This window comes from Pelagerythrobacter marensis, from assembly GCF_036700095.1.
GTDB classification, from domain to species: domain Bacteria; phylum Pseudomonadota; class Alphaproteobacteria; order Sphingomonadales; family Sphingomonadaceae; genus Pelagerythrobacter; species Pelagerythrobacter marensis_A.
Genome location: NZ_CP144918.1, coordinates 972,798 through 993,319 on the forward strand (window position 1 = coordinate 972,798; position 20,522 = coordinate 993,319).

17 protein-coding genes are annotated in these 20,522 nt (G+C 67.6%); 11 read left to right on the forward strand and 6 right to left on the reverse strand.

Features of this window, described 5'->3' with window-relative positions:
* Positions 1-69: 69 nt before the first annotated feature.
* Both lgt and V5F89_RS04505 read left to right on the forward strand, forming a co-directional pair.
* Positions 70-939 carry a prolipoprotein diacylglyceryl transferase gene (gene lgt / locus V5F89_RS04500; protein WP_338447516.1) on the forward strand — a complete coding sequence of 290 codons (870 nt, stop codon included), beginning with the start codon at positions 70-72 and terminating at the stop codon, positions 937-939.
* Positions 936-2,012 (forward strand): class I SAM-dependent methyltransferase, encoded by a 1,077-nt coding sequence (locus tag V5F89_RS04505; RefSeq protein ID WP_338447054.1) that lies wholly within the window; start codon positions 936-938, stop codon positions 2,010-2,012. The genes lgt and V5F89_RS04505 overlap by 4 nt, the downstream gene beginning before the upstream one ends.
* Before the next feature lie 6 nt (positions 2,013-2,018).
* Here the strand turns inward: V5F89_RS04505 and V5F89_RS04510 are convergent, their stop codons facing one another.
* From V5F89_RS04510 to V5F89_RS04520, 3 genes are all read right to left on the reverse strand, one after another.
* Positions 2,019-3,560: a glycine betaine ABC transporter substrate-binding protein gene (locus V5F89_RS04510; protein WP_338447055.1), complete on the reverse strand. Its 1,542-nt coding sequence runs from the start codon at positions 3,558-3,560 to the stop codon at positions 2,019-2,021.
* Positions 3,557-4,324 carry an ATP-binding cassette domain-containing protein gene (locus V5F89_RS04515; RefSeq protein WP_338447056.1) on the reverse strand — a complete coding sequence of 256 codons (768 nt, stop codon included), beginning with the start codon at positions 4,322-4,324 and terminating at the stop codon, positions 3,557-3,559. The genes V5F89_RS04510 and V5F89_RS04515 overlap by 4 nt, the downstream gene beginning before the upstream one ends.
* Before the next feature lie 160 nt (positions 4,325-4,484).
* Positions 4,485-6,002 carry a PAS domain-containing protein gene (locus tag V5F89_RS04520; protein WP_338447057.1) on the reverse strand — a complete coding sequence of 506 codons (1,518 nt, stop codon included), beginning with the start codon at positions 6,000-6,002 and terminating at the stop codon, positions 4,485-4,487.
* Between the two features lie 120 nt (positions 6,003-6,122).
* On the opposite strand from V5F89_RS04520, the gene V5F89_RS04525 reads away from it, so the two are divergent.
* The 5 genes from V5F89_RS04525 (at position 6,123) to V5F89_RS04545 (ending at position 10,684) form a co-directional block, all read left to right on the forward strand.
* On the forward strand, positions 6,123-7,289 hold the full coding sequence (locus tag V5F89_RS04525) for an isovaleryl-CoA dehydrogenase (RefSeq protein ID WP_338447058.1): 1,167 nt from the start codon (positions 6,123-6,125) through the stop codon (positions 7,287-7,289).
* A gap of 89 nt (positions 7,290-7,378) precedes the next feature.
* Positions 7,379-7,765 carry an endonuclease domain-containing protein gene (locus V5F89_RS04530; RefSeq protein WP_338447059.1) on the forward strand — a complete coding sequence of 129 codons (387 nt, stop codon included), beginning with the start codon at positions 7,379-7,381 and terminating at the stop codon, positions 7,763-7,765.
* Complete coding sequence (locus V5F89_RS04535; RefSeq protein WP_338447060.1) at positions 7,762-9,369, forward strand: carboxyl transferase domain-containing protein; 1,608 nt, start codon at positions 7,762-7,764, stop codon at positions 9,367-9,369. The genes V5F89_RS04530 and V5F89_RS04535 overlap by 4 nt, the downstream gene beginning before the upstream one ends.
* Positions 9,370-9,455: 86 nt before the next feature.
* Complete coding sequence (locus V5F89_RS04540; protein WP_338447061.1) at positions 9,456-9,959, forward strand: hypothetical protein; 504 nt, start codon at positions 9,456-9,458, stop codon at positions 9,957-9,959.
* 92 nt (positions 9,960-10,051) lie between these two features.
* On the forward strand, positions 10,052-10,684 hold the full coding sequence (locus V5F89_RS04545; RefSeq protein WP_338447062.1) for a hypothetical protein: 633 nt from the start codon (positions 10,052-10,054) through the stop codon (positions 10,682-10,684).
* Positions 10,685-10,693: 9 nt separating this feature from the next.
* On the opposite strand, the gene V5F89_RS04550 is transcribed toward V5F89_RS04545, so the two are convergent.
* Complete coding sequence (locus V5F89_RS04550; RefSeq protein ID WP_338447063.1) at positions 10,694-12,430, reverse strand: bifunctional metallophosphatase/5'-nucleotidase; 1,737 nt, start codon at positions 12,428-12,430, stop codon at positions 10,694-10,696.
* A gap of 164 nt (positions 12,431-12,594) precedes the next feature.
* Here V5F89_RS04550 and V5F89_RS04555 point away from each other — a divergent pair, with 164 nt between their 5' ends.
* Positions 12,595-13,098, forward strand: coding sequence for a hypothetical protein (locus tag V5F89_RS04555; RefSeq protein ID WP_338447064.1), 504 nt, complete (start codon positions 12,595-12,597; stop codon positions 13,096-13,098).
* Between the two features lie 235 nt (positions 13,099-13,333).
* Here V5F89_RS04555 and V5F89_RS04560 read toward each other — a convergent pair whose 3' ends face one another.
* Positions 13,334-15,613: a TonB-dependent receptor gene (locus V5F89_RS04560; protein ID WP_338447065.1), complete on the reverse strand. Its 2,280-nt coding sequence runs from the start codon at positions 15,611-15,613 to the stop codon at positions 13,334-13,336.
* A gap of 140 nt (positions 15,614-15,753) precedes the next feature.
* Here V5F89_RS04560 and V5F89_RS04565 point away from each other — a divergent pair, with 140 nt between their 5' ends.
* Entirely contained in the window at positions 15,754-16,647 is an 894-nt protein-coding gene (locus V5F89_RS04565; protein ID WP_338447066.1) for a GDSL-type esterase/lipase family protein, read from the forward strand.
* On the opposite strand, the gene V5F89_RS04570 is transcribed toward V5F89_RS04565, so the two are convergent.
* Entirely contained in the window at positions 16,633-17,529 is an 897-nt protein-coding gene (locus tag V5F89_RS04570; RefSeq protein WP_338447067.1) for a sugar phosphate isomerase/epimerase, read from the reverse strand. The genes V5F89_RS04565 and V5F89_RS04570 overlap by 15 nt on opposite strands.
* A gap of 94 nt (positions 17,530-17,623) precedes the next feature.
* Between V5F89_RS04570 and V5F89_RS04575 the strand changes: the two genes are divergently transcribed.
* Together V5F89_RS04575 and V5F89_RS04580 are read left to right on the forward strand one after the other, a co-directional pair.
* A complete protein-coding gene (locus tag V5F89_RS04575) occupies positions 17,624-18,256 on the forward strand; it encodes a TetR/AcrR family transcriptional regulator (RefSeq protein ID WP_338447068.1) in 633 nt (210 codons plus the stop codon).
* 13 nt (positions 18,257-18,269) lie between these two features.
* A complete protein-coding gene (locus tag V5F89_RS04580; protein WP_338447069.1) occupies positions 18,270-20,519 on the forward strand; it encodes a beta-glucosidase in 2,250 nt (749 codons plus the stop codon).
* Positions 20,520-20,522: the final 3 nt, after the last annotated feature.

The following is a 20,522-nucleotide window of genomic DNA, read 5'->3' on the forward strand; positions in this document are numbered from 1 at the left end:
ATGCCAAAAGCCGCGCGAAAATCCCGCGTGCCGGGCAGGGTCTTCGACCCGATTTGATAAGGGGTTCGCCTGTTGCTGTCACTACTTGCCGCCGCCGCTGCGGATGCTTCGGGGCCGATTCAGTGGGCCGAGCTGGGGCTGACGCCCGGCATCGACCTGGGGTTCTTCACCCTGCGCTGGTATTCGCTGGCCTATCTCGCCGGGATCGTTCTCGGCTACTGGCATCTGTCGCGCATGATCAAGGCGCCCGGCGCGCCGATGGCGCAGCGCCACGCCGACGACCTGTTCTTCTATTGCACGCTGGGGATCATCATCGGCGGCAGGCTCGGCTACGCGACGTTCTACGAACCGTCGCTGTGGACCAGCCTCAAGCTGTTCCAGCTCTGGACCGGGGGGATGAGCTTCCACGGCGGGGTCGCCGGCGTCCTGGTGGCGATCGCCTTCGTTTCGTGGCGTGGCGGGCTGCCGTTCATTCGCGTGGCCGACTACATTGCGGTCAACGTTCCCTTCGGGATGCTGTTCGGGCGCCTCGCCAACTTCGTGAACGGCGAACTGTGGGGACGGCCGAGCGACGTGCCCTGGGCCATGGTCTTTCCCCAGGCGGGGCCGCTCGCGCGCCATCCCTCGCAGCTTTACGAGGCGGCGCTGGAAGGCGCGCTGCTGGTGATCGTCCTGCTGCTGCTGTTCTGGAAAACGCGCGCGCGCTATCGCCCCGGGTTCCTGGTCGGCGTCTTCACGGCCGGGATTGCGCTGGGCCGTTTCACGGTCGAGTTCTTCCGCGAGCCGGACGCGCAGCTGGCCGAGTTCGCCGCCGAAACCGGCCTGTCGATGGGGCAATGGCTGACGATTCCGCTGATCGTGCTGGGCGTGGCGATCACCGCATGGTCGCTGACCCGCCCGGCGCTTGCGAGCGGCAGGGCCGCGCCCGGAGCTGCATGACCGGCCAGGCCGACGACGGCCTGCCGGGCGATCTGGGCGGGATATTTCGCCGGCTGATCCGCACCGCGGGGCCGATCTCGCTCGCGCAGTTCATGGGGGAGAGCAACGCGCGCTATTACGCCGGTCGCGACCCCCTGGGCACGGCGGGCGATTTCGTCACCGCGCCCGAGATCAGCCAGATGTTCGGCGAACTGATCGGCCTGTGGCTGGCCGACATGTGGCTCCGCGCGGGGCGCCGGGAGCCTGTGCTCTATGTCGAGCTGGGGCCGGGTCGCGGGACGCTGGCCAAGGATGCGCTGCGCGCGGCGCAACGGCACGGGCTGGAACCCGAAGTGCACTTCGTCGAAGGGTCGGCCGCGCTGCGCGAGGTGCAGGAACGGGCCGTGCCCGGGGCGCGCTGGCATTCCGATCTCGCGGGCGTTCCCGAAGATGCGCCGCTGCTGCTGGTGGCCAACGAGTTTCTCGACGCGCTGCCGGTGCGCCAGCTGGTCCGCACCGGCGACGGCTGGCGCGAGCGCATGGTGGGGCTGGAAGGGGACGATTTCGTATTCGTCGCCGGGCGGCAACCGATGGACGAGGCCGTCCCGGCCGCCTGGCGGGACGCGCCGCCGGGCACTCTGCTCGAAACCAGTCCCGCCTCGGCGGCTATCGCGCATGAACTGGCCGGCCGTCTGGCGAAACAGGGCGGGGCGGCGCTGGTGATCGATTACGGGCATGGCGAAATGCGTGCAGGCTCGACGCTCCAGGCGGTGCGCGCCCATGCGAAAGTCGATCCTTTCGCGGCGCCGGGCGAGGCTGACCTGACCGCGCATGTCGACTTCGCCACGCTCGCGCGCGTTATCGAAGCGGGCGGGGCCCGGCACCTGGGCACCGTCGCGCAAGGCCGCTGGTTGCGCAGCCTGGGGATCGACGCCCGCGCCCGGGCCCTCGCCGCGCGCGCGCCGCACTATGCCGAAGAGATCGAGCGTGCCCGCCGCCGGCTGGTCGACGATGCGCAGATGGGCCGGCTGTTCAAGGTCATGGGCGTTGCCGCGCCGGACTGGCCCGACGGCGCCGGCTTCGACGCGGAGTGATCCGCGCTAGAGGTCGAGCTTCGCCGCCAGTTCGCGCGCGGCTTCTGCCGGGGTTTTCTTGCCGGCATCGGTGCGATCGACCGACAGGTTCGCCTCGCGCATCGTCGCGACGTCGATCGCGCCGACCAGCGGCCGCAGCGCAGCCACGAGCTGGGCGTCGTCGGCGCGGTCCGGCGCGATCAGGACCAGCGCGTCGTAGGCCGGGAAGGCATCCTGCGGATCGTCCAGCACGACCAGGCGGTCGGCGGCGATCCGGCCATCCGAGGTATAGGCGCTGATGACATCGGCCTCCCCCGATTGCAGCGCGTTGTACATGAACGTCGGCTGGAACGTGCGCTGTTGCCCGAAGCGCAGGGCATAGGCGTCGCGCACGGCCGACCATTCGGGGCGGCGAAAGAATTCCGGATCCGCGCCGATGGTCAGGCGGCGCGCCTGCGGGGCAAGATCGGCGATCGAGCGCACGCCCAGCGCCTCGGCGCGGTCCGCGCGCATTGCCAGAGCATAGGCGTTCTCGAAACCGAGCCGGCCGAGGACCAGCGTGCCGCTGGTCTCCCGCTCCCACTCCACGATCGCGCGATAGATCGCCTCGCGGCCGGGATTCCCCTCGCGCTCCATCTCGTTGGTCCACAGCGTGCCGGTGTAGTCGATCGAAATGTCGATCGCGCCGCTCGTCAGCGCGTCGTGGACCACCGCGGAGCCCAGGCCGTCGCGGTACTCGACGCGATAGCCCGCCTCGCGCAGGCGCTGGCCGATCAGGCGGGCGAGAATATACTGTTCCGAAAAGCTTTTCGCGCCGATCACCACCGTATCGTCCCGATCGCCGGGCGCGAACTGCGCGAAGGCCGCCGCAGCAATGCCGGCGAGGGCGAGCGCGGCGCCCGTCCACACCGGCAAGCGCCGCCGGGTGGCGAAGCCGCGCTCGATCGCGCCCAGCAGGGCGTCGGCCACCAGCGCCAGCCCGGCGCTGGCGATGCAGCCTGCCAGCACGAGCGCCCAGTTCTGCGTCTGGAGACCGGCGAAGATCGGATCGCCCAGGCTCGGCTGGCCGACGGTCGTGGCGAGCGTCGCCGCGCCGATCGTCCAGACCGAGGCGGTGCGGATCCCGGCCATGATATAGGGCGCGGCCAGCGGCGCCTCGACCAGGCGCAGCTTCTGCCAGCCGGTCATGCCCACGCCGTCGGCCGCTTCGAGCACGCCGGGCGCCATGTGCTCGCGCGCGGTCACCGCGTTTCTGAGGATCGGCAGCAGCGCATAGAGCGCGAGCGCGAGCAGCGCGGGCAGGAAGCCGAGCGTGGGCAACCCTTCGCCGAACACCGCGCGCAGCGACAGCAGGATCGGGAAGAACAGCGCCAGCAGCGCGAGGGCCGGAATCGTCTGCACGAGGCTTGCGAAGCCGAGCGCCACGCGCGCCACCGGGGGCGACCGGCTCGCCCAGACCGCGAGCGGCAGTGCGACCACGACGCCCAGCGCGATTGCCGCTGCCGCGAGCAGGACGTGGGCGGCGAGCTTGTCGCCCAGACCCAGCAGGATCGTCCCGATCCCGCTCACTTTTCCAGCTCGGCGATGGCGTCGGCCTGGTCGCGCGGGACGGCGACCAGCGCCTGCGCCTCCGCGCCCCCCGCGCCGGCCAGCAGGGAATGCGGGGTTTCGTCGGCCACGATCCGGCCACTCGCCATGACCAGCACGCGCTCGGCCAGCAGCAGCGCCTCCGTCATGTCATGAGTGACCATGAGCGTGGTCAGCCCCAGCCGGCCGTGCAGCTCGCGCACTTTGCGTCCAAGAGCGTCGCGGGTGACAGGATCGAGCGCGCCGAACGGTTCGTCCATCAGCAGCAGCCGCGGATCGCCGGCCAGCGCGCGCGCCACGCCGACGCGCTGGCGTTGCCCGCCGGAAAGCTCGTCCGGCATGCGCCGGGCGTGACCGGCTTCGAGTTCGACGAGCGCCAGCAGCTCCGCCACGCGCGCTGCGCCGATCGGCTGCCGGGCAAGGCGCGGCCCGATCGCGATGTTTTCCGCCACGGTCATATGCGGGAACAGGCCGACCGACTGGAAGACGTAACCGATCCGCCGCCGCAGCGCGGGCGCGGGCAGGGTGCGCACGTCCTCCCCGGCGAAGAGAACCGCGCCTTCGTCCGGCACGATCAGCCGATTGACCGTCTTGAGCAGGGTCGACTTGCCCGAACCGGAAGCGCCGACCAGTGCGACGAAGCTTCCGCGGGCGATCTCCAGATCGACCCCGTCGATCGCCCGCGTCGCGCCAAAGCGTTTGACGAGACCGCTGAAGCCAAGCTCGATCGGGGACACCGCATCCATCCGCGGACCTTAGGCGGGAAGCGCGCCGAAACGAAAGCCTGGAGTCGTTTTCCTTGAGACGGCCCCGGCCCGCGCCCCGTCCACCCAACGGCAGGGTATTCCATGGGCGGCCGGGTGGGGGTGCGGCGTGCCGGCGCGCCCCGGCCTTGCCGAAACGCCTTCAGGTCGCCAGTCTCGCCAGCGGCAGGCGCAGTCGCGCTGCAAGCCCCTGCTTGCGCCAGTCGCGCTCCGCCGTGCCGCTCAGCTGCCCCACGGTCATGTCGATCAGCCGGGTGCCGAAACCTTGTCCGCCGCCGCCCGGCGTGGGTTCCGGCCCGCCGGTCTCGGTCCACGCGACGACGATATCCGGCCCCTCGATATCGAGATCGATGGTCAGCTTGCCGTTGTCGGCCGACAGCGCGCCGTACTTGATGGAATTCGTTGCCATCTCGTGCACGACAAGGGCGATCGACGTTGCCGCGCGCGGGCCGACCGGCGCGGTCTCGCCGTCGATCGCGATGCGCCCGGTGGCCGCATCGCCGGCAAAAGGTTCCAGCAAGGCCGCGATCAGGCCGCGCAAATCGCCCGAACCGTTGTCGCCCGTCGGCAGCACGAAGTCCTGCGCCTTGCCGAGCGAGGCGATCGTGCTCACGAGATCCTCCCCGAACGCGCGCAGTTCGTCGCGGCCGCGCGTGCGCAACGAGACGAGCCCGGAAATCAGCGCGAACACGTTCTTGATCCGATGGGCCAGTTCGTGCGCCAGCGTCCCGCTGGAATCGGCCTGGCGCCGCCGCTCGTCGATATCGGTCAGCGTGCCGTACCAGCGCGCCACGCCGCCATCGTCGTCGGCCACGGGGATCGCGCGGGCGATGGTCCATCGCCAGCTGCCGTCGGCCTGACGCAGGCGGTATTCGGTTTCGTAGCTTTCCTTTCGCGCAAGGCATTCGGCCCAGGCGTCGAACACCCTGTCCCGGTCTTCGGGATGGACGAAGGGGCGCCAGCTTTCGATATCGGCCGGCGGAGTGCCCCCGGTCACCTGTTCCCACCGGGCGTTGAAGTAATCCAGCCGCCCCTCGCCGTCGGCCGACCAGATGATATCCGGCAGCCAGTCCCCCAGCGTGCGAAACTGCGCGCTCTGGCGCGAAAAGGCGACCCGGTGCTGGCGGGATTCCCGCCGGGCCTGGAACCGTCGCTTGACCGACCGGCCGAGGACCGCCAGCCCCTGACGCTGCAACGCGGTCAGCCCCGCGGGCCGCGGCACGGTGTCGATCACGCACAAGGCGCCGATCGGCGCGCCTTCGCTGGAAGTGATCGGCACGCCGGCGTAGAAGCGCAGGCCGAAATCGCCGGTCACCAGCTCGAAATCGGCAAAGCGCGGGTCCTGCGTCGCGTCGGGCACGATCAGAAGGCCGCCCTTCATCATCGCATAGGCGCAGAAACTGGTCGATCGCGGCGTGCTGTCGATGTCGACGCCCGTCCGCGCGAGGAACCTCTGCCGTTCGGATTCGACCAGAGTGACGAGCGCGACCGGGGTGTCGCACAGGCTGGCGGCGAAGCGGACGATCTCGGTCAGTTCGGGATCGTCGACCAGCGAATCGAAACCGTGCGCGGCCACGACTTTCGCGCGCTCGTTGTCGCCGCAGAGCGCGGGGGTCGGTGCCGCATCGTTTGGCCAGAGTGTCGATTCGCGCAGTTTCATCCCGTCCGCCCCCATAGTACCGAAATTTGCCCAAGTTCCAAAGACTTTTGGATCGTGCCGGCTGTTCGTTTGCCGCCGCGGGCGCGCTCGGCTATGCGCCGTCTGCCAACAGGAGATCCCATGCGCGCCACCCCCGATTTCGATTTCCAGCTGGGCGAAACCGCCGCGATGATCCGCGAGAGCACCGCCCGCTTCGCCGACGAACAGATCGCTCCCCTGGCCGAGAAGGCCGATCGCGAAGACTGGTTCCCGCGCGCGCTGTGGCCTGCGATGGGCGAGCTGGGCCTGCACGGCATCACGGTGGAGGAAGCCGACGGCGGGCTCGGCCTGGGATATCTCGAGCATGTCATTGCGGTCGAGGAAGTCAGCCGGGCCTCGGCCTCGGTCGGGTTGTCGTATGGCGCGCACTCGAACCTCTGCATCAACCAGATCCGCCGCTGGGGCAGCGCGGAGCAGAAGGCGAAATATCTGCCGAAGCTCATTTCGGGCGAGCACGTCGGCTCGCTGGCGATGAGCGAGGCGCAAGCCGGCTCCGACGTGGTTTCGATGAAGCTCAAGGCCGAGGCGGTAGAGGGCGGCTATGTGCTCAACGGCACGAAGTTCTGGATCACCAACGCGACCCACGCGGACACGCTGGTCGTCTATGCCAAGACCGCGCCCGAGGCGGGGAGCCGCGGGATCACCGCCTTCATCATCGAGAAGGACATGCCCGGCTTTGCGATCGGGCAGAAGATCGACAAGATGGGTATGCGCGGCAGCCCCACGGCCGAGCTGGTTTTCGACGATTGCCGGGTGCCCGAAGAGAACGTGATGGGCCCGCTGCACGGCGGGGTCGGCGTGCTGATGAGCGGGCTCGATTACGAGCGCGTCGTGCTGGCCGGATTGCAGCTCGGCATCATGCAGGCCTGCCTCGACTGCGTGATCCCCTACGTCCGCGAGCGCAAGCAGTTCGGCAAGCCGATCGGCGCATTCCAGCTCATGCAGGCGAAAGTGGCCGACATGTACGTCGCGCTGCAATCGGCGCGCGCCTATACATATGCCGTGGCGAAAGCCTGCGACGCTGGCCAGACGACCCGTTTCGACGCGGCCGGCGCGATTCTGCTCTCGAGCGAAAACGCCTTCCGCGTCGCCGCCGAAGCGGTGCAGGCGCTGGGCGGCGCGGGCTATACGAAAGACTGGCCGGTCGAGCGCTACCTGCGCGACGCCAAGCTGCTCGACATCGGCGCCGGCACCAACGAGATCCGCCGCATGCTGATCGGCCGCGAGCTGATCGGGGCGGCAGGGTGATCGATCCTCCCCGGAACGGGGAGGGGGACCGCTCGGCGCAGCCGAGTGGTGGAGGGGGCCCGGCGATTCTCCTTCAGCCGATCCGGCAGGTGAAGCGTGCTCGCAAGCTGCGCCGCGCAATGAGCCTGCCCGAGGTCCTCCTCTGGCAGGAACTGCGCAAGCGGCCCGGCGGCTTCAAGTTCCGCCGCCAGTGTCCGGTAGCGCCTTATACGCTTGACTTCGCCTGCCTCGAAAAGCGACTGGCGATCGAGATAGATGGCGAGGCGCACGATCGCGGCGATGCACCGAAACGGGATGCCGAACGCGACCGGGTGCTGGCGGCCAAGGGCTTTTCCGTTCTGCGCATCGCCGCGCAGGACATCTTGAACGATCTGGAGAGTGTCGTGAACGGTATTCTTGCCCGCTGCCAAGCACTGGGCCCCCTCCACCGTCCTGCGGACGGTCCCCCTCCCCGTTCCGGGGAGGATTTCGAATGACCGCCCCCGTTCTTACCACCAAGCTCGACCGCGAAAGTCCCGAGGCGCAGGCGCGCCATGCGCATAACAAGGCGCTGGCCGAGGAACTGCGCGCCAATGTCGCGCGGGCCGCGCTCGGCGGGCCGGAGAAGCATCGGGAGCGGCACGTTTCGCGCGGCAAGCTGCTTCCGCGCGATCGGGTGGAGCGGCTGCTCGATCCGGGCTCGCCGTTTCTCGAGATCGGGCAGCTTGCTGCCAATGGAATGTACGAGGGCGACGTCAACGGCGCCTCGATGATCTGCGGGATCGGCCGTGTCTCCGGCCGGCAGGCGATGATCGTGGCCAACGATCCGACCGTGAAGGGCGGGTCCTATTATCCGATGACGGTCAAGAAGCACTTGCGCGCGCAGGAAATCGCGCAGGAAAACCGCCTGCCGTGCATCTACCTGGTCGACAGCGGCGGCGCGAACCTGCCCTATCAGGCCGACGTCTTCCCCGACCGCGATCATTTCGGCCGGATCTTCTTCAACCAGGCGAACATGAGCGCGCTGGGCATCCCGCAGATCGCCTGCGTCATGGGCTCCTGCACCGCGGGCGGCGCCTATGTGCCGGCGATGAGCGACGAGACGGTGATCGTGCGCAACCAGGGCACGATCTTCCTCGCCGGTCCGCCGCTGGTGAAGGCGGCGACGGGGGAGGAGATCAGCGCCGAGGATCTGGGCGGCGGCGATCTCCATGCCAGAAAGTCGGGCGTGGTCGATCACCTTGCCGAGAACGACGAGCACGCGCTGACCATTGTGCGCGATGTCGTCGGCCACCTGGGCGAGAACCCGAACCGGGCGACAGGCGTGCAGCTGCGCGATCCGCGCCCGCCGAAGTTCGATCCCGACGACCTCTATGCCATCGTGCCGGAGGATGTCCGCGCGCCCTACGACGTGCACGAAGTGATCGCGCGGCTGGTCGACGGCAGCGAATTCCACGAATTCAAACAACATTATGGCTCCACGCTCGTCTGCGGCTTTGCGCATATCTGGGGCATGCCGGTGGCGATCCTTGCCAACAACGGCGTGCTGTTTTCCGAAAGCGCGCAGAAGGGTGCGCATTTCATCGAGCTGGCCTGCCAGCGGCGCATCCCGCTGCTGTTTCTGCAGAACATTTCCGGCTTCATGGTCGGCGGCAAGTACGAGGCGGAAGGGATCGCCAAGCACGGCGCCAAGCTGGTGACGGCGGTGGCGACCGCGACGGTGCCCAAGATCACGGTCGTGATCGGCGGCAGCTTCGGCGCGGGCAATTACGGCATGTGCGGCCGCGCCTATCAGCCGCGGTTCCTGTTCACCTGGCCCAATGCGCGGATCAGCGTGATGGGCGGGGAGCAGGCCGCGAGCGTGCTCGCCACCGTTCATCGGGACGCCGATACGTGGAGCGCCGAGGAGGCCGAGGCGTTCAAGGCCCCGATCCGGCAGAAATACGAAGACGAAGGCAACCCCTACTACGCCACGGCGCGCCTGTGGGACGATGGCGTGATCGATCCGGTGCAGACGCGCGATGTCCTGGGGCTGGCTTTTGCGGCCACGCTCGAGGCGCCGATCCCCGAACGGCCCGCCTTCGGCGTGTTCCGCATGTAGCAGGCGGCCCGGGGGCAGGATATTTTTCGAAACCGGCCGGCACCTTCGCGCATTGGGGGGGCAGACGCCGGACAAGGAGACGCTCGATGATCATTTCAACCCGCTTCGCCCTCGCCGCTCCGCTTGCCCTGGCAGTGGCGGCCTGCGGCGACACCACCGATGTCGACGAGCGCGTGGTCGAAACGCCCGAACTCGAAACCCCGACCGACGTGACCCTGCCCGAAGTCGAGGTGGAATATCCCGAAGTGCCGGTGAATGCGCGCGCCTCGGTCGAATATGCCGGAACCTACGAGCTGCACACCCGCGACGACCAGGTCAGCACGATCACGCTGGGCGAGGACGACACCTATATCTGGCGCGCCCCCGACGGCACCGAAACGCGCGGTTCGTTCACCTGGGGGGAGGATAACAGCCGGATCCTGATCGAGCGCGACGGCGAGACCCAGGCCTATGCGGTCGCCGAGAACGTTCTCTACCGCCTGCCCGCGGCCGATGCCCCGACGGCAGGCGAACGCAGCGAGGAGACGACCTGGCGGCGCAGCGCGCCCGCGACGGACGACGACGGCGCTGCCGGTTCGGCGGGCGAATAGGCCGCCGCCCGCGCATTTCGCATCGCCCGGGTCTTTAACCCGGCGCCGGCCGTCGCTAGATTGCGCGAAATCTAGCGAATGGACCGATGAACATGACGGCGCCCAGCAACGGGGACAACGAGCGCGCCCAGCTCCTCCGCCTGGCGATGCAGGCGATCGCGCGCACTGGCGAGACCCCCACGCGCGCGGCATTGGCGAAAGAGGCGCGCATGCCGCGCGCACGGATCGACGCGATCTTCGCGACCGACGACGAGCTGTTCGATGCCATCCTCGAACAGTGGTACGCCCCCGACATCGCGATCATGGAAGAAGTGATCGAATCCGACTTGCCGATCCGCCGCAAGTTCTACGAATTCTTCGCGCGCCGGTTTCGCCGCGCGCGCGAGCGTTTTCGCAAGGACCCGGCGGCCTTCGCCGTCTATTGCGAGATCGGCACCGACAAGTTCGAAAACGTGCGCGGCTATATCGATCTGGCCGACCACTATCTGTCGGAACTGATCGCCCAGGCGCAGGAGGAAGGCTATTTCGCCGGTCTCGGAATCAATCGCGCGCTTTCGCTCATCAACCAGATGGTCGCCTGCTATATCCTGCCGCAGATGCTGATGATCCTGGACGAGGACAAGCTGGCGGAAGACAAGCTGGCGACGATCATCGACACGCTGTTCGACGGTCTTTCGGGCGAAGCGCGCGGCGCGGCCCCCGTCGCCGGCCTGCGGATCGCCTGACGACGCCGGTTATCGCTGCGTGAGGTCGCGCACGCGCCCGGTCGCGGGGAGCGGGCGCATGTCCGCCGCGCCCAGATAGGCTTCGATGGCATCGAGATCGAGCGGGCCGGTGACGCTCTCGGCGCCCTGTTCGAACACGGTGAAGCCGTCGCCGCCCGCGGCAAGGAAGCTGTTCGTCGTGATGCGATAGGTGGCCGCGCGATCGACGGGCCGGCCGTGAAGACTGGCCGAAACGATCCTGCCGCCCGCCGGCCTGCTCATGTCGTAAGCGAAGGCGAACCCTTCGGAGACGGAGAAGGTCTGGACGAAGCCGTCGTCGTCCAGCTGCTGTTCGAGCAGGGCGAGCACCTGCGCGCCGGTATAGGTTCGGGTCACCAGCGTGTTGCCGAACGGCTGCACGGCGAAGATGTCGCCGAAGGTCACCGTGCCATCGCCATCCGGCACGATCGGCGCACGAATGCCCGAATTGTTCATCAGCGCGATCTGCGCGCCGGCGTCGCGCGTGGCGAACAGGTGCGCATCGGCGATCAGGTTGCCCAGCGCGGTTTCCTCGGTCGCCGGGCCGGGGTCCCGCGCTGGGCCGGAAATCCGCCCGACGGGCCGGGTCGAGGCTTCGCGGGCGGCCTCGGCATAGCGGGCGACATAGGCGGTCATGCCGGGATCCGCGGGGAAGGAGGCGAAAGCGGGATCGGCATTCTCCCCGGCGTTCTGCACCACGATGTTCCGCGCCGCGACCGAAAGGACCGAATCCGTCGCGGGGTCGATCGTCAGGGCGATATCGGTCAGCAAGGTGCCGCCGTATCCGGCGCTCGTGACGGTGAAGTCGCGCGCGGGATCGACCTCGCCGAACGCGCAGATATACGACCGGTGGGTATGGCCGGAAATCACCAGGTCCACGCGCGGGTCCAGCCGTTCGAGGATGGCGCGCAGGGGCCCTGCGATTGCACCGCAGCCGGAAAACGGGGTCCCCGGTTCCGGCTCCAGGCCCTGATGGATCGCGACCACTATCGCGTCGGCACCGTCCGCCTTGAGCTGCGGCACGATCGCATTGATCGCATCCGCCTCGTCCCCGAACGTCAGCCCGGAAACCCCGCTCGGGGTCACGAGCATCGGCGTGTCCTTCAGCGTCAGGCCGATCACCCCCACCGCGACCGCGCTCTCGCCGCGCCCGAAGCGGCGGATCGCGGCGCCCGGGAACAGCGTGTCGCCGCTTTCGGTCAGCACGTTGGCTGCCAGGAAGCCGAAATCGGCGCCGGCGAAATCCGGTTCCACGGCACAGGGTTCGCGCAATCCGTGACGCGCGCACCCGCCGTCCTGCAATCGCTTGAGTTCGCGCCAGCCGCGGTCGAACTCGTGATTGCCGACGGCGTTGAAATCCAGCCCCATGCGGTTCATCGCCCCCACCGCCGGTTCGTCGAGGAAGAGCGACGAGACGAGCGGGCTGGCGCCCACGAGATCGCCCGCAGCGATGACCAGCGAATGGTCGCCCCCTTGCCGGTGCCGCGCGACCGCGCTCGCGAGATAGGCCGCGCCGCCCGCGCGCACCGCGTGGCTTGCGCCATCGCTCCCGGTCAGGCGGATCGGCCGGGCGAGCGGCTCCAGGTTGCCGTGAAAATCGTTCAGCCCGACGATCTTGATCGTGACCGGTGCAGGGGCCGGACCGCCAGCCGGGGGCGCCTCGCGCAGTGTCGAGCAGGCGCCGAGCGTGGCGACGAGAAGCGGGAGCAAGAGCGCGCGCGAAATCATGCGGGATGTCTCCTGCCGGCGATAGATGTCCGGCCGATGACATGCGTGCCGCCGGCCGCGACGGGAAGCAGGCGGAGCGATCGCGGTCGTCGGCCGGGCTGTCGGAATTTTGTCACACGATGACTCTAACCGCATTGCATCGCTGATTCGACAGGAACTTTCTCATGCGTATCACGCCCGCTGCATTTGCCTTTGTCGTTGCCGCCCCCCTCGCCCTTGCCGCCTGCGGCGAGCGGCCTGAAGGGGAAAGTGCCGAGGATTTTGCCGCCCGCGTCAACGGTGGCGCGACTCCCGCCGCCGCGAGCGGCCCGCGCGATGCGAAGCAGCCCGACGGGCCGCGCGATCCCTCGCTGCCGCGCGTCGCGGCCGACGGGCGCAAGGCGCTCGATCAGGGGAATGCCTATTGGCGCAGCAATCCCGACGGCACCCGCGACAGCCTCGCGATCGGCAAGGACGGCACGTTCACGATGGTTCAGGACGGCCAGACGCAGACCGGCAAGTGGGAATGGCTGCCCGACGGCAAGCGCTTGCGTCTGCTGGGCGTGACGCACCAGCCGATCGTTCTGATCGCCGACGGGGCGCTCTATCGGATGCAGAACGAGAACGTGCCGTTCGACGACGTGACGCCCGACCGCGTCTACCTGAGAGGCGAAAACGCCGCGCAATAGGGCTTCTCCACAGGCCTTCCCGCAGCCTGATCGCGCCGGCGAGGGCGACCACGGTCCGGCCGGCGCGGCAGGCCCCGTTGCCGCCCGCCACGACCGCTGCGGGTGTCACTCCTCTTCCCCGGCCGCGCGGACTCCCTCGGTCACGCCGGCAAACGGCGATATGCTCGGCTCGCCCATGAACGGGTTTCGATCCCAGGGCTTCGATCCCAGGGGCTTCGATGGTTGTGTTGCGAGTTCAGAATCGAAAGGCGAGTGTGCCGCCGATGGTGCGGAATGCTTCCGGCATCACGATCTTCGCATAGCCGTCCGGATTGATGACGCCGGCCGCGTAAGGCGCGTAGAAGCGCTTGTCGAGCAGGTTGCGGGCATAGATGCCGATCCGCCAGCTACGGTCCTCGGCGCCGATGCCGATCGTCCCGTTGAGCAGGCCATAGGCGGCGATCTCGGCATTGGGGTCGCCGATGACCGCTTGCGTTTTCGAACGCCACGCCCAGTTGGCGGAGGCGTCGATCTGCAGATCGTCGCCGACCGGCTGCTCGTAATTGGCGCGCAGGACGTAGGACCACTTGGGTGCGTTGGGCAGGCGATAGCCGCGATAGTTGGCGACCGTCGTGGTCGTCCCCGGCACGACATAGCATCCCTCGCCGACGACGGGGGATATGGGCTGGCCCGGATAGCAGACGCCGTCGTAATCGCGGAAGGTCGCGTCGTTGTAGGCGCCGCTGGCCGACAGACGCAGCGTGGGCGTGATGCGGAAGCTGCTCTCCACCTCCACGCCCCGCGCGCGGAGCATCCCGGCATTGGAGAGATAGAAGGCGGGCGGAGTGACGGTGGTGTCGAAGGTCTGAGCCTGGAAGTCGCGGAAATTCGACCAGTAGAGCGCGAGGTTGAACGTGCCCCTGCCATCGAGGAAGTTCGCCTTGGTGCCGATTTCCCAGCTCTTCACGGTTTCGGGCTTCACCTCCCGGATCACGCCGCTGGTGCCGTCGATTGCCGGTCCCTTGAAGCCGGTCGAATAGGTCGCATAGAACATGAGGTCGCGGGTCGGCTCGATCTGGACGCCGATTTTGCCCGACAGATTGTCCGCCTTCACCGTACCATCGTAGTCGGGCAGCGTGCCGAGCGGGACGGCAGGGAAGGGGAGCGGCGTCACGACCAGCGTGCCGTGGTTGCGGTCGTTCGTGTAGCGCATGCCGCCGATCAGCTTGATCTCGTCGGTCAGGGCGAAGGTGGCGTTGCCGAAGGCGGCCAGGCTGCGGACCCGGTTGGTGGCATCGCGGCGCCCGCCGCCCACGACCACCGGCATGCCGAACAGCCCGTAGTAATTGCCGTACTGGACCGTGTAGCCGGCGTTCTCGGTGCGATAGTAATAGAGGCCGAGGACGTATTCGAGGCGCTCGCCCCCGGGCGAGGTCAGGCGCAGTTCCTGCGTGAACTGGTTGCTGTCGACGCCGCCGTCGCTGTTGTTGAAGACATCGGCGGGGGACGCGTCGATGTCCGAAAGTTGCAGCGTTTCGAGATGGCGATAGGCCGTGATCGAGGTCAGCGTGTGATCGCCCAGCCCGAGATTGACTTCCAGCGATCCGGCATAGAGCGAAGTGTCGGCAGTCCAGTCGCCATCCATATAGCTCAGGTAGACGTCCGGCCCGGGCTTCACCGGGAAGGCGGCGAACTGCGAATTGTATAGCGCGCTCGAGCCCAGCGACTGGATGATCGCGCCATCGCGTGCGAAGGCCGTCTGGTACTCGCCCGTCAGCAGGAACGAGAGGTTGTCCGCCGGCTCCCACAGCAACCTGGCGCGGATGCCGTTGTTTTTGCGGTCGCCAACCGCGCGCGAATCGTTGAGCACATAGGGAATCGCGCCGTCCTGGCCGTTCGCATAGCCGGATACACGCAGCGCGACGGTGTCGCCGAGCGGCACATTGGCACTTGTCTGCACCACGCGTTCGTTGCGCTCCCCATATTTGAGATCAAGCGACATCGAGGACACGCCGATTTCCGGCTTCTTCGTGATGACCTGGATCACGCCTGCGCTGGAATTCTTGCCGAACAGCGTGCCCTGCGGGCCGCGCAGCACCTCGATCCGCTGGATATCGGCAAAACCGGTCGAGCCGGGATCGCGCGCCAGACCGATGACCACCCCATCGATCACAAGGCCCACGGTCTGCTCGACCCCACTGTCGTAGGTCTGCGTGCCGACGCCGCGGATCTGATAGCCGCCGCCGTTCGATACCGGGTTGGTTGCCGAGAAAGTGATATTCGGCGCCAGGTACTGAATGTCGCTGACTTCCTTCAGCCCCGATTCGGAGAGAGCGTCACCCGACACGGCCGTTACGGAGATCGGAACATCCTGCAGCCGCGCTTCGCGGCGAGTCGCGGTGACGATGATTTCGTCGCCGCTGCCGCTTGCCGCTGCGTCGTCTTGTTCGCTCTGCGCCATGGCGGGCGCCGTCCACAGGGCGGTTGCCGCCACTGTGCCGAGCAAAATGGTCCGTCCCGCGCCGAATCGATCCATGATATCCTCCCCTCAGGCGCTGACAGGCGCCGTTACTGTCGGGAGACCGTACAGCGGCAACTTACAAGCAGTCAAGATCGCTTGTAAGTTGCCGTCCCGGCGGATAGGTGTCGAAAGATGCGCAGGAGGGCGCGTTGAATATGAAGTCCTGGATTATCTGGCCGTTGCTGGCGGCCGCCCCAGCAGCCGTGGCGGCGGAGCCGGCGCCTGCACCTGCACCTGCACCTGCACCTGCACCCAAGGTCGGCGTCGTTGCCGATCCCTGCGCGACCTTGCCGCCGATGCCGGCCATCGTTGCCGACTATATGGCCCGGGCGAAGGCGGCGGCCGAGGCCGGTGAGCCCTTGCCGCCGGCGTCCGAGGCGGGGATGGAGATATACCGCCAATGGCAGCAGGACCTGTTGCTGGCCGATTATCCGGGGCTTTGCCGCTATGCCGAAGCCAATCGGGCATTACCGCCGGCGACAGCCGATCGCGTCGTCTTCATGGGCGATTCGATCACCGAATTGTGGTTGCGCGAGCAGCCGGCCTTTTTCACCGGCGACCGCATCGGCCGCGGAATTGGCGGACAGACCACGACCCAGATGGTGGCGCGCTTTCGCGCCGATGCGATCGCGCTCGAACCGCGCATCGTCCACATCATGGCCGGCACCAACGATATTGCGGGCAATGGCGGGCCGACCTCGCTCGACCGGATCGAAGCGAATATCCGCACGATGGTCGATCTGGCGCAGGCGCACGGGATCGAGGTCGTGCTGGGATCGGTGCTGCCCGCACAGCGTTTCGATTGGCGGCCCGGTATCGACCCGGTTGAGACAATCGCTGCGCTGAACGAGCGCCTGCGGACGCTCGCGGCGAGCAAGGGCCTTGTTTACGCCGACTACTACAGCGCGCTCGACAATGGCGAAGGCGGTCTTTCGCAAGAGCATGCCGAGGACGGCGTCCACCCCACGCCTGCCGGCTATGCGGCGATGCGGCCGATCGCCGAACGCGCTCTGGCGGCGGCGCGCACCAGCGAACTAGAGGGCCGATAGGAAGCGATAGGCCTTCCCGATCGCTTCGATCACGCGGTTGGCGGGTGTCTCCTCCTCCTCGACGAAGGCATAGCGAACGCCGGCCGCCGCCATCGCTTTCATCGCCGCGCCGAAATCGACGGCGCCCGTGCCGATCGGGGCGGTTTGCGGGATCCGGTCGACGGCAGGTTCGAAGCCCGGTTTCCAATCCTTGAGATGCGCGAGCGGCGCGCGCGACCCGAGCCTTTTCAGGTAGGGCAGGGGATCGACGCCCGCTGCGACGGTGTTGCCGATATCGAGTTCGAAAACGACGAGTTCCGGGTCGCAGCGTTCGATCATATCGTCGAATGCGTAGCGGCCGCCGAAGCGAACGAAGTCGAGCCCGTGCGTGTGATAGGCGAACCGCATTCCCGCCTCTTTCACCTTGCCGCCGATCACATTGAACCGCTCGGCGGTTCGCAGGAAGTCGTCGCGCGTCAAAGCGGCGATCGCGTCGCGAAATGCATTGTCGGACTTGCCGACCAGCGACCGGAAGGCGGGGACGAGCGGTATCGGGGCAACGACGTAGTCCATGCCTATTTCGGCGCATTGACCGATCAGGCGTTCGACCTCCCCATCCGCCATATCGGCGCGCACGGCGTGGGCGCCCACGGCATTGAGGCCGTTCCGTTCGAGAATGCCGCGAATGATGCGCCCGTCGCGTTCGTAGAATCCGGCGAATTCGACGTGTCGCACGCCCGTGGCGGCGATGGCAGCCATGGCGCCCTCGAAATCCGCCGCCAGCAGTTCGCGCGCCATGTAGAGCTGCACGCCGATGGCGGGGCTCACGGTCGCTGCCCGCACGGCGGCCGGCAACGCCATACTCGCCAGGCCTGTGGCGAAGAACATGCGCCGGTCGACCATCCCTAGTCTCCCCTGCGCCGCCTTTTGGCTTGCCATGCATCTATGCCGGCCATATGTAACGGTCAATCCTGCTTGTAAATGTGGAGGTCAAGGGATGGCTGAGAAACCGCGTCGGCAGACGCAGGCGGAACGAAGCGCGGGAACGCGCGAGGCCTTGCTTTCAGCGGCGATCGAGACCCTCCACGAACACGGTTACGCGGCGACCTCGACGATGCTCGTCGCCGAAAAGGCAGGGGTTAGCCGGGGGGCGATGCTCCACCAGTTCCGGACCAAGGCCGACCTGATGACGTTCGTGGTGGAGGCGGTGTTCGAGGAAGAACTGGAACGCTACGCCGAATACCTGAGCGGGATGACCGATCCGGAGCAAAGGCTGCTCGCATATCCCGAGATGGCATGGGACGTGCTCAGCCGGCCTTCGGGCGTCGCCGTGCTCGAGATCCTGCAGGGGTCGCGCAGCGATCCGCAGCTCTGCGAGAAGCTGGCGCCCGTGCAGACCCGGATCGAGGAACAGGCGCTCGCCTTTACGCATCTGGCCGCCCCGGGCGATACCAGAGGCGCGATGGCGGTCATGCGTCTGATCGTCTGGGCGGTCCGCGGCCTGTCGATTGCGCAGGTGCTGGCGCCCGCACCTGGAAGCGTGAGGGATTCCGTAAAGCTGCTTCGCCGCCTGATCGAGGCCGGGCTCGAAACCGGCGTCCTGTCGGTCCGCAGCGGAAAAGACATCTAAACAGGAGAGGGAAATGGGACGCGCGATATCCACCGTCGTGCTGGCGGCCGCAATGGCATGGGCAATGCCGGCCACGGCCGAACGGGCGGAAGCTACACATCGAAACCAGGAGAATACCGTGGATGAGCGCGCCGCCGCTTTGGTCGATTCGATGACGCTCGAGGAGCAGATCGCTCTGACCGCTTCGGTATCCGGGGGCAGTCTGCTCGAGCTGGGCATTCCGCTTCCCGATTTCATTCCCGAAGCGATGCGCGTACCCAAGCCCGAGGGGGCGATCGGCACTGCAGGCTTCGTCCCGGCGATCGAGCGGGTCGACTTTCCCGCGCTGCATCTTGCCGACGCCAGCCTCGGGCTGGCCGATATCGGCTATCTGCGACCGGGCCAGCAATCGACGTCTCTCCCCGCCACTCTGTCGCTCGCCGCGACCTTCGACCCGGAAATGGCACGCGAAGCGGGACGGATCATCGGCGCGGAAGCGTTCGCCAAGGGCGTCAACGTGATGCTCGCGGGCGGCGTCAATCTCGCGCGTGAACTGCGCAACGGGCGCAATTTCGAATACCTCGGCGAAGACCCGCTGCTCGCCGGCCTGATGGTGTCCGAGCAGATCGCCGGCATCCAGGATCACAACGTCGCCTCCACGATCAAGCACTACGCGCTCAATCCGCAGGAGAGTGGACGCTTCGTCTACAACGCTCGTATCGATGAAGCTGCGCTGCGCGAATCCGACTTGCTTGCCTTCGAAATCGGGATCGAGCGCGGCAAGCCCGCCGCCATCATGTGCGCCTACAACAAGGTCAACGGCACTTACGCGTGCGAGAACGAGTTTCTCCTCAACGACGTGCTCAAGGGCGACTGGGGCTTTCGCGGCTGGGTAATGTCCGACTGGGGGGCGGTTCACAGCCTCGTGCCGTCGGTCGAAGCCGGACTCGATCAGCAGTCGCCGCAAGACAAGGATTACTTCGGCGGTCTGGCCGAGGCGGTGCGGGCCGGCGAAATCGATCGCGCGCGCGTGCGCGACATGGCGTTCCGCATCGTGCGGTCGATGATGGCGGTCGGCGCCCTCGAGCATCGTGCGAGCCCGGGCGGCGCGATCGACAAGGAAGCCCATAGCGCCCGCGCACAAGCCCTCGCGGAAGCGGGCATGGTCCTCCTCAAGAACGACGGCATCCTGCCGCTCGCGGCTGAAACGAAGTCGATCGCGGTGATCGGCCGCCACGCGGACAAGGGGGTGCCCATCGGCGGCGGGTCGTCGCAGGTCATCCCCTGGGGCGGCGTCTATCGCGACGCGCCGGGCGCCAACCCGCTTTCGGCCCTGCTCGCGCCGAGCTATGGCCTGTCGTCTCCGCTCGAGGCGCTGCGGGCCGCGCTGCCGGATGCGGACATCGTGTTCGACGACGGCAGCGACGCAGTGCGCGCCGCCGCGGTCGCCGCCAAGGCCGACCTGGTCGTCGTCTATGCCGTGAAGCCGGAGATGGAAGGCATCGACCACGCCGATTTCTCGCTCCCCTATGGACAAGATGCGATGATCGACGCCGTGGCGACGGCCAATCCCAGGACGGTCGTGGTGCTGCAGACAGGCAATCCCGTGGCGATGCCGTGGCTGGACAAGGTCGGGGCGGTGCTGGAGGCATGGTTCTCCGGCCAACGCGGCGGCCAGGCGATGGCGGCGATCCTGACCGGGGCGAGTTCGCCGCAGGGACGCCTGCCGATCACTTTCCCCGCTTCGGCAGAGCAACTGCCGCACAAGGCGGTCGTGGGCTACGACCCCGCCAAGCAGCGACCGCTCGGTATCGGCGTTGAATACGATCCCTTTCCGATCGACTATGTGGAAGGCAGCGACATCGGCTATCGCTGGTTCGACCGCACGGATGCGGAACCGCTCTTTCCGTTCGGGTTCGGTCTGACCTACACCAGTTTCGACTATGACGGGCTGGCGTTTCGCGGTGGCGAAGGCCTCAGCGTGCAGGCGCGGATCACCAACACCGGCGCGCGCGAGGGAACCGAAGTTGCGCAGCTCTACGTCGCGCCGCCGGGGCGCACGCACCGCCTGGCCGGCTGGGCGAAAGTGACGCTGAAACCCGGCGAAAGCCGCCAGGTAACGATCGACGCTCACCCCTGGTTGCTGCTCTCCTACGACGACGAAGCGGGACAGTGGGTGCGTCCGCGCGGCGAATATCGCTTTTTCGTCGGCAAGTCGGCGGGAGAGCCGATGCTGACGGGCAGCGCCGTGCTGACCGCCGCCACCCAAGATCGGGCACGCTGAGCC

Excerpts from the sequence above, each read along its gene's own strand:
- V5F89_RS04560 (WP_338447065.1), bottom strand. The coding sequence starts at position 15,613 with ATGGATCGATTCGGCGCGGGACGGACCATTTTGCTCGGCACAGTGGCG.
- V5F89_RS04535 (WP_338447060.1), top strand. The coding sequence starts at position 7,762 with ATGACCGCCCCCGTTCTTACCACCAAGCTCGACCGCGAAAGTCCCGAG.
- V5F89_RS04575 (WP_338447068.1), top strand. The coding sequence starts at position 17,624 with ATGGCTGAGAAACCGCGTCGGCAGACGCAGGCGGAACGAAGCGCGGGA.
- V5F89_RS04570 (WP_338447067.1), bottom strand. The coding sequence starts at position 17,529 with ATGGTCGACCGGCGCATGTTCTTCGCCACAGGCCTGGCGAGTATGGCG.
- V5F89_RS04540 (WP_338447061.1), top strand. The coding sequence starts at position 9,456 with ATGATCATTTCAACCCGCTTCGCCCTCGCCGCTCCGCTTGCCCTGGCA.
- V5F89_RS04550 (WP_338447063.1), bottom strand. The coding sequence starts at position 12,430 with ATGATTTCGCGCGCGCTCTTGCTCCCGCTTCTCGTCGCCACGCTCGGC.
- V5F89_RS04520 (WP_338447057.1), bottom strand. The coding sequence starts at position 6,002 with ATGAAACTGCGCGAATCGACACTCTGGCCAAACGATGCGGCACCGACC.
- V5F89_RS04505 (WP_338447054.1), top strand. The coding sequence starts at position 936 with ATGACCGGCCAGGCCGACGACGGCCTGCCGGGCGATCTGGGCGGGATA.
- V5F89_RS04525 (WP_338447058.1), top strand. The coding sequence starts at position 6,123 with ATGCGCGCCACCCCCGATTTCGATTTCCAGCTGGGCGAAACCGCCGCG.
- V5F89_RS04545 (WP_338447062.1), top strand. The coding sequence starts at position 10,052 with ATGACGGCGCCCAGCAACGGGGACAACGAGCGCGCCCAGCTCCTCCGC.
- V5F89_RS04515 (WP_338447056.1), bottom strand. The coding sequence starts at position 4,324 with ATGGATGCGGTGTCCCCGATCGAGCTTGGCTTCAGCGGTCTCGTCAAA.
- V5F89_RS04555 (WP_338447064.1), top strand. The coding sequence starts at position 12,595 with ATGCGTATCACGCCCGCTGCATTTGCCTTTGTCGTTGCCGCCCCCCTC.
- V5F89_RS04565 (WP_338447066.1), top strand. The coding sequence starts at position 15,754 with ATGAAGTCCTGGATTATCTGGCCGTTGCTGGCGGCCGCCCCAGCAGCC.
- V5F89_RS04580 (WP_338447069.1), top strand. The coding sequence starts at position 18,270 with ATGGGACGCGCGATATCCACCGTCGTGCTGGCGGCCGCAATGGCATGG.